Annotated in this window: 11 protein-coding genes; 7 read left to right on the forward strand and 4 right to left on the reverse strand. The window is 70.8% G+C overall.

The window, feature by feature from the left end; all coding sequences use genetic code 11:
- Positions 1-1,373: helicase HerA-like domain-containing protein (locus P409_RS21860; RefSeq protein ID WP_052121137.1), on the reverse strand; the 1,373-nt coding region annotated here is incomplete at its 3' end.
- Between the two features lie 92 nt (positions 1,374-1,465).
- Between P409_RS21860 and P409_RS21865 the strand changes: the two genes are divergently transcribed.
- Both P409_RS21865 and P409_RS40140 read left to right on the forward strand, forming a co-directional pair.
- On the forward strand, positions 1,466-1,981 hold the full coding sequence (locus P409_RS21865; RefSeq protein WP_034843649.1) for a SixA phosphatase family protein: 516 nt from the start codon (positions 1,466-1,468) through the stop codon (positions 1,979-1,981).
- A 256-nt stretch (positions 1,982-2,237) separates the two neighbouring features.
- On the forward strand, positions 2,238-2,381 hold the full coding sequence (locus P409_RS40140) for a hypothetical protein (RefSeq protein ID WP_193366515.1): 144 nt from the start codon (positions 2,238-2,240) through the stop codon (positions 2,379-2,381).
- A gap of 65 nt (positions 2,382-2,446) precedes the next feature.
- On the opposite strand, the gene P409_RS36365 is transcribed toward P409_RS40140, so the two are convergent.
- Together P409_RS36365 and hisN are read right to left on the reverse strand one after the other, a co-directional pair.
- Positions 2,447-2,896, reverse strand: coding sequence for a nucleoside 2-deoxyribosyltransferase (locus tag P409_RS36365; RefSeq protein WP_052121139.1), 450 nt, complete (start codon positions 2,894-2,896; stop codon positions 2,447-2,449).
- The gene (gene hisN / locus P409_RS21875; RefSeq protein WP_034843651.1) at positions 2,896-3,669 is read right to left on the reverse strand and encodes a histidinol-phosphatase; all 774 of its coding nucleotides are present in this window, start codon (positions 3,667-3,669) and stop codon (positions 2,896-2,898) included. Before hisN ends, P409_RS36365 begins: the two co-directional genes overlap by 1 nt.
- Positions 3,670-3,939: 270 nt before the next feature.
- On the opposite strand from hisN, the gene P409_RS21880 reads away from it, so the two are divergent.
- From P409_RS21880 to P409_RS21895, 4 genes are all read left to right on the forward strand, one after another.
- Positions 3,940-4,833 (forward strand): MurR/RpiR family transcriptional regulator, encoded by an 894-nt coding sequence (locus P409_RS21880; protein ID WP_052121141.1) that lies wholly within the window; start codon positions 3,940-3,942, stop codon positions 4,831-4,833.
- Positions 4,830-5,579, forward strand: a complete 750-nt coding sequence (locus P409_RS21885; RefSeq protein WP_034843653.1) for a COG4280 domain-containing protein — start codon at positions 4,830-4,832, stop codon at positions 5,577-5,579. The genes P409_RS21880 and P409_RS21885 overlap by 4 nt, the downstream gene beginning before the upstream one ends.
- Positions 5,576-5,800 (forward strand): hypothetical protein, encoded by a 225-nt coding sequence (locus P409_RS21890; RefSeq protein WP_034843655.1) that lies wholly within the window; start codon positions 5,576-5,578, stop codon positions 5,798-5,800. Before P409_RS21885 ends, P409_RS21890 begins: the two co-directional genes overlap by 4 nt.
- 70 nt (positions 5,801-5,870) lie before the next feature.
- Positions 5,871-6,074, forward strand: a complete 204-nt coding sequence (locus P409_RS21895) for a hypothetical protein (protein WP_034843658.1) — start codon at positions 5,871-5,873, stop codon at positions 6,072-6,074.
- A gap of 36 nt (positions 6,075-6,110) precedes the next feature.
- Here P409_RS21895 and P409_RS21900 read toward each other — a convergent pair whose 3' ends face one another.
- On the reverse strand, positions 6,111-6,377 hold the full coding sequence (locus P409_RS21900) for a cupin domain-containing protein (RefSeq protein WP_052121143.1): 267 nt from the start codon (positions 6,375-6,377) through the stop codon (positions 6,111-6,113).
- 249 nt (positions 6,378-6,626) lie between these two features.
- Between P409_RS21900 and P409_RS21905 the strand changes: the two genes are divergently transcribed.
- A partial coding sequence (locus P409_RS21905) for a hypothetical protein (protein ID WP_202964760.1) occupies positions 6,627-6,996 on the forward strand: 370 nt, incomplete at its 3' end.

Consider the following 6,996-nt stretch of genomic DNA (forward strand, 5'->3'; position numbering starts at 1 on the left):
CTGCGGATCACGTCCCTGAAGATCGATTCAGCCATGCTGGGCCCCTGCTTCGCCTGGGCCTTTTCCTCGGCGGCGGCTGTTGCCTCCTGCTGCGCCTCGGCCGCCTTGACGCTGAGCTTCTCATAGGCGGATTCGCGATCGACCGCGGTGCTGTACTTGGCGTTCATGCCGCCGGCCGCGATCGCCGCCTGGCGCTCGGCATCGGTGATCGAGCCGAGGCGCGAGACCGGTGGGCAGACCAGCGCCCGCTCCACCACCTCGGGGATGCCCTTGGGATCGAGGAAGGAGACCAGCGCCTCGCCCACCGCCAGCTCCTGCAGCGCCCGGGCGACGTCCAGCTTGCCCTCGGTGCGGAAGGTGTCGGCGCTGGCCTTCAGCGCCTTCTGGTCGCGCGGGGTGAAGGCGCGCAGCGCGTGCTGGGCCCGGTTGCCGAGCTGGGCCAGCACCTTGTCCGGCACGTCGATCGGGTTCTGGGTGACGAAATAGACGCCGACGCCCTTGGAGCGGATCAGCCGCACCACCTGCTCGACCTTCTCGACCAGCGCCTTGGGCGCGTCGTCGAACAGCAGGTGGGCCTCGTCGAAGAAGAACACCAGCTTCGGCTTGTCCGGGTCACCGACCTCGGGCAGCCGCTCGAACAACTCGGACAGCAGCCACAGCAGGAAGGTGGCATAGAGCCGCGGCGCCTGGATCAGCGTCTCCGCCGCCAGCACGTTGATGACGCCGCGCCCGTCCGGGGCGGTGCGGGCCAGGTCCAGCAGGTCCAGCGCCGGCTCGCCGAAGAAAGCCTCGGCCCCCTGCTGCTCCAGCACCAGCAGCTGGCGCTGGATGCTGCCGACCGAGGCCTTGGAGACGTTGCCATAGACGCCGGTGAACTTCGCCGCATTCTCGGCCATGAAGGTCAGCAGCGCCTGCAGGTCCTTGAGGTCGAGCAGCAGCAGCCCTTCCTGGTCCGCCGCCTTGAAGGCGATGTTGAGCACGCCCTCCTGCGTATCGTTCAGCTGCAGCAGGCGGGACAGCAGCAGCGGCCCCATCTCCGCCACCGTGGCGCGGACCGGCGTGCCCTGCTTGCCGTACAGGTCCCAGAACACGGTCGGGAAGCCCTGATAGGCCAGGGCGCCGAGGCCGAGCTGCTTGGCCCGCTCCTCGATCTTCGGGTTGGCGGCGCCCGGCTGGCTGATGCCGGCGATGTCGCCCTTCACATCGGCGACGAAGACCGGCACGCCGGCCTGGCTGAAGCCCTCGGCCAGGACCTTGAGCGACACGGTCTTGCCGGTGCCGGTGGCGCCGGCAATCAGGCCATGGCGGTTGCCGAGGCCGAGCAGCAGCCGGTGCTCGCGCTCACCCTTGGCGAAATAGAGTCCGTCGGTCATTCCTGTCTCCCGCGGCCTGCGACGCCGCGCCCCTTCACATGGCCTGGACGAGTCATCCCATTCTGCGCAGGTTATGCCGGCAAGGAGATGCGATGAAGACCCTGATCCTGCTGCGGCACGCGAAATCCGACTGGGAAGACCCGGAGCTGGCCGACCATGACCGGCCGCTGGCGGCGCGCGGCCGCGACGCGGCGCCGCGGATGAGCGCCTGGCTGAAGGCGCATGGCCCGATGCCGGACCTGGTGCTGTGCTCCACCGCCACCCGCGCCCGGCAGACCCTGGCGCTGGTGCTGGAGGCGCTGGGCGCGGAGCCGGAGACCCGGTTCGACCGCGGCCTGTACCTGGCCGGCGGCGCCGGGGTGCTGGCCCGGCTGCGCCAGGCGCCGGACGCGGCGGCGACGGTGATGGTGGTCGGCCACAACCCGGACCTGGAGCAGCTGTCGCGCCGCCTGGCGACGACGGGCGACAGGGCGGCGCTGGACCGGCTGGCGGAGAAGTATCCGACCGCGGGCCTGGCGGTGATCGAGCTGCCGGTGGAGCGCTGGGCCGAGGCTGGCCCGGGTAGCCGGCTGATCGCCTTCGAGACGCCGAAGACGGCCGGCCGCTGACCGCCTCAATTCCGCCCAGACCAAAGACAGACGATTCGAGAGACTCGCGAGAACAAGCAAAGAGCGGAACCGTTCCAGCCTTGCCGATTATTCATCATCCGCAAGGACGATGATGGCCGATCGGCCACACCGCGGCACGATTCCTGCCGATGAACTGATCGTAAGCTGACGGCAACTGACGACGGACCAACATTCCTGCTGCGTGGGAACAGTATCGCGCCCGATTGGGCACGGATGTCAGCAGAGGATCTTCGCCATGTCGCGTGTCTCCGCCCGCCCGTTCAAGCTCGCGGCGGCCCTGATCGCCGCCTCGACGCTGGCCGGCTGCGTCGTCTATCCGGCCTATCCGCACCCGGTCTATTACCACCCCTACTACTACCACCCGTATCACTACTGGTGAGCCGGAGCCGGCCCGAGCCGCCGGCGGCGTCGCCGGCGCTTCGGAACGACCGGGCCGGCGGCCGGTCAGCGGATGCCGGCGAGATAGCCCAGCAGCGACTCCGCATCGTCGAACACGGCGTCGAGCGGCACCGCCAGCATCGGGTTCAGCTTCGCACCGAGGAAGGCGGCGCGAGTGTCGGTGTGCAGCCCAACCAGCCGGCGCCCGGGCTTGGCCAGCTGGCGGTGGGCATAGGCCATGCCCAGCTCCAGCGCCGCGCCCTCGTCCGGCACCCGCCCGTCGAGCACGAAGAGCAGCACGTCGCAGGCGAAGACCTGGTCGCGGTCCAGCTCGAAGGTCGCGCGCCGCCGCTCCTCCGGCGTCATCGACGCCCAGGGCTCGCGCCGGCTCTCGACCCCGTCGCGCTGCGGCAGGAAGACGGTGAAGCCCAGCGCCTCGATCCGCTCCGCCAGCACGGCATTGAACACCTGCTCGGCGGCCGAGAACAGCGGCGCGGCGAAGTACAGGCGCGGCATCAGCCGCGTCCGATCGCGCCCAGCGCCGCCCGGTGCAGCGCCGGGGTGGCGGCGGCCAGGACCTCGCCCGACGAGTCGAGGCCGAGCGGGTTGCCCTGCCAGTCGGTGATGACGCCGCCGGCGCCCTCGATCACCGGCACCAGCGCCATGTAGTCATAGGGCTGCAGGTTGCATTCCATCACCAGGTCGATGCAGCCCAGCGCCAGCAGGGCGTAGCCGTAGCAGTCGAGGCCGTAGCGGCGGTGCTTCACGGCCCCGGCCAGCCGCGCGAAGGCGTCGAGCGAGGCGCCCGAGAACACCTCCGGCGAGGTGGTGGTGAGGATGGCGTTGCCGAGGCCGCCGCAGTCGCGCGTGCGGCAGGGCTTGCCGTCGGCCGTCGTGGGGCGGCCGGCATGGCCGACGAAGCGCTCGCCCAGCGCCGGCATCTCAATCACCCCGACCACCGGCCGCCCCTTCTCGACCAGGGCGATCAGCGAGCCGAACAGGGGCACGCCGGCGATGAAGGCGCGGGTGCCGTCGATCGGGTCCAGCACCCAGACCAGGTCGCGGTCGATGCCCTCCCGGCCATGCTCCTCGCCGAGGATCCCGTGGCCGGGATAGGCGGTGCTGATCATCTGCCGCATCAGCTGCTCGACGCCGCGGTCGGCCATGGTGACCGGAGAGTCGTCGGCCTTGTCCTCGACCGCGAGGCCGGTGCGGAACCAGCGCATCGCCGCCGGACGGGCGGCATCGGCGAGGCTTTCGGCGAAGGCGACGAGGGAATCGGCGGTCATGGTGGGGCTCTGGGCTTCGAACGGGGGCCGCAGCCTCGCCGGAAATGCAGGCCGGGGCAAGCGCCGAGGGAGGGGCGGACCATCCGCTGCCGGCCGGCCTGACGGCCGGGTGAAACCGGCCAGAAGACCGGCCGGCGTCCGTCCGCGACCCCATGATCCGCATCGAGACGACGTCCGATCCATCGCCAGCAGGGACGCATCAGCCCTTTTCCGTAGTATCTGCTTCGTATATGAATAGATGTAGCAGTTACAACATAGGCCTTTCCAGACGTGACCGATCTCGCCTCCCTTGCGGTGGACCAGCGCGTCGAGGCGGCGCTCGGCCGGTTGTCGCCGGCGGAGCAGCGCGTCGCCCGCTTCGTCGTCGCGCAGAAGGAGACCGCCCTGCTGTCCTCCGCCGCGGAGATCGCGGCCCGGGCCGGCACCAGCGACGCGACGGTGGTGCGGACGGCACGGTCGCTCGGCTTCGAGGGGCTGCAGCAGCTGCGTGAGGCGCTGCTGGCCGACCTGACCGGGACGACCACGCCGGGCAGCCGCATGCGCCGCACCCTCGACACCGTCGGCGAGGATGCGGCCGGAGCGCTGCAGCACGTGCTGTCGATCCATCGCGAGGCGACGGAGGCGCTGGCGAGACCGGAGTTCCAGCAACCCTTTGCCCATGCGGTCGAGATCCTGGTCGCGGCCCGGTGCCGGCATGTCTTCGGCATCGGCCCGTCCGGCAGCCTGGCCGAATATGCGGCGCTGCAGTTCGCCCGCATCGGCCTGCCCAGCGAGGCGCTGGCCGCGACCGGCATCGGCCTGGCCGATAGGCTGCTGCGGGTGGCCGAGGGCGACGCGCTGGTCGTGATCGCCTACGCCCCGCTGTACCGCGAGGTGGCGGTGACGCTGGACGTCGCCGGGCGGCACCGGGTGCCGGTGCTGCTGGTCAGCGACAGCCTGGGCCCCTTCGTGCAGGACCGCGTCGCCGAGATCCTGCCGGTGCCGCGCGGCCGGGCCGACCATCTGGCGATGCATGCCGGCACCATGCTGCTGATCGAGGCGCTGGTCGTCGCCCTGGCGGCGCGTGACCGCGAGCGCGCTTTGGCCGGCCTCGAGACCCTGGGCGCCCTGCGCGGCGAGATCGACAAGCTCTGGCTCAGACGGGGGCCGAAACGGACGCCATGACCGGAACCACCGCCATCCTCTCCACCGTGACCGCCGCCTTCCTCGGCTCCTTCGTCGAGGTGGTGGAGGCGTTCACCATCATCCTGGCCGTCGGCCTGTCGCAGAGCTGGCGGCCGGCCTTCATCGGCACCGCCGCGGCCTTGGCGATGCTGGCGGTTCTGGTCCTGCTGCTGGGCCCGCTGCTGGAGCTGATCCCGATCGAGGCGCTGCAATTCGTCATCGGCACGCTGCTGATCCTGTTCGGGCTGCGCTGGCTGCGAAAGGCGATCCTGCGCGCATCGGGCCTGATCGCGCTGCGCGACGAGGCCCGCGCCTTCGAGGCGGAAATCGACCAGCTGCGCCGCCTCAGCGCCGAGCGCCGCGCCGACTGGCTGGCCGGCGTCGCCGCCTTCAAGGCGGTGCTGCTGGAGGGCACCGAGGTCGTGTTCATCGTCGTCGCCGTCGGCGCCGGGCGCGGCATGATCGGCTACGCCAGCCTGGGCGCAGCCGTGGCCTGCCTCCTGGTGCTGGCGATCGGGCTCCTGGTGCACAAGCCGCTGGCGCGGGTGCCGGAGAACACGCTGAAATTCGCGGTCGGCCTGCTGCTGACCTCCTTCGGCGTGTTCTGGACCGGCGAAGGGCTGGGCGCCGACTGGCCGGGCGCCGACCTGTCGCTGCTGGGCATCCTGGCGCTGGTCGCCGCCGTGTCCTTCACCGCCATCCGGCTGCTGCGGCTTTCACCCGCCGCCCAGAAGGTCGTGTCATGACCGCTGTTAGGACCGTGCTGGCCGAACTGATCGGCCTGTTCATTGATGACGGCGCCCTGGCACTGGCCGCGGTCGCGCTGATCGCCGCCGTCGCCGCGGCGGTCCGCTGGGCCGGGCTGCCGGGGCTGGACGGCGCGCTGCTGATCCTCTTCGGCTGCCTGCTGATCCTGGCCGAGAGCCTGGCCCGGGCGGCACGGACCAAGCGGCGCGGCGGCGGGTGATCGGCTCCGGACCGAACCGCGGGCGCCCCGGGGGTGTTGATCCGTGGAGAGCACCGCAAGGGAGCCCGTCATGGATCCGCTCGTGATCTTGAAGCGCAGCCGGCCCGGCGACCGGCTGGAGGTGACGAATTCGAACGGCGACACGGACGACATCGTCGTCGCCGAGCTGGACCTGGAGAGGCAGCAGATCATCCCGGAGCAGGGCAATGCCATCGCCTTCGGCGATGTCGGCCACGTCGTCAACCACAGCGAGAAGCAGCGCCGGGTGGGGTGACGGCGCCGCCGCTCAGACGCTAGGTGATCGCCCAGATCAGCTGGGTAATGCCGGTCCGGGATTGCGGCAGCGGTGCGGCCAGGTGCCGGCCAGGGCGAGGCTGTCGCCGGCGCCGAGCACGTACAGCTTCTTGTCCACCCACAGCTCGAGCGCGCCGGACAGGGCGATGGCCGCTTCCTCGCCCTCATGGGTGTAGCTGTCCGGGCTGCCGGCGCCGGGCTGAACGGTGCAGAACAGCGGCTCCAGCTTGCTGTCGAGGTTCGGCAGATCGCCATGAAAGATGTAGCCCCGCGGCAGCGCCACGCCTCGATCACGTCGTTGGAGAAGCCTTGTGCCTATTCCTCGATCGTGCCGGACACGGTCTTGCGGAATTCTCCTTCTCCGTCGCCCAGTCGCTGCCCTTCAGCGTGTAGGCGGCGCGGCCGCCGAATAGGTTGACGACATGCTTGCCGGGCGGGGGTTAGCTGAAATTGCAAGGCACCGTCGGTTAGACACCGCCGCGCCCGGCGCGGGTCATCGACGGATCGGCAGTGCACCCCCATCTGAATCGGCATGTCGCCCGACGGACCCGACCGCATCCTGAGCCGCGTGACCATCCGCCCCGCCGCCGGCGGCAAGGCGGGGATCGAGGCGCGTCTGCCCTATGACCGCGGGATGGTGCAGCGGCTGATGCGGACCTTCCCGCGCGCCCGCTGGCGCGAGGCCGAGGGGGTGTGGTTCATCCCCGGCAGCACGGCCGAGCGCCGGCTGACCCGCTTCCTGGCCGAGCAGCTGCCGCCCGGCGGCGACCATGCCGACGCCAAGGGCCGCGACGCCCATGAATTCGACCCGATCGACAGCCGCTACCTGGAGGTCGGCGACGAGCTGCTGGTGCGCACACCCTATTCCCGCACCGTGGTCGAGCAGATGCACGCCATCCCCT

Source organism: Inquilinus limosus MP06 (assembly GCF_000767795.1).
Taxonomy (GTDB): Bacteria; Pseudomonadota; Alphaproteobacteria; order DSM-16000; family Inquilinaceae; genus Inquilinus; species Inquilinus limosus_E.

Coding starts and splice junctions, on each gene's coding strand:
- P409_RS21865 (WP_034843649.1), top strand. CDS start 1,466: ATGAAGACCCTGATCCTGCTGCGGCACGCGAAATCCGACTGGGAAGAC.
- P409_RS40140 (WP_193366515.1), top strand. CDS start 2,238: ATGTCGCGTGTCTCCGCCCGCCCGTTCAAGCTCGCGGCGGCCCTGATC.
- P409_RS36365 (WP_052121139.1), bottom strand. CDS start 2,896: ATGCCGCGCCTGTACTTCGCCGCGCCGCTGTTCTCGGCCGCCGAGCAG.
- hisN (WP_034843651.1), bottom strand. CDS start 3,669: ATGACCGCCGATTCCCTCGTCGCCTTCGCCGAAAGCCTCGCCGATGCC.
- P409_RS21885 (WP_034843653.1), top strand. CDS start 4,830: ATGACCGGAACCACCGCCATCCTCTCCACCGTGACCGCCGCCTTCCTC.
- P409_RS21890 (WP_034843655.1), top strand. CDS start 5,576: ATGACCGCTGTTAGGACCGTGCTGGCCGAACTGATCGGCCTGTTCATT.
- P409_RS21895 (WP_034843658.1), top strand. CDS start 5,871: ATGGATCCGCTCGTGATCTTGAAGCGCAGCCGGCCCGGCGACCGGCTG.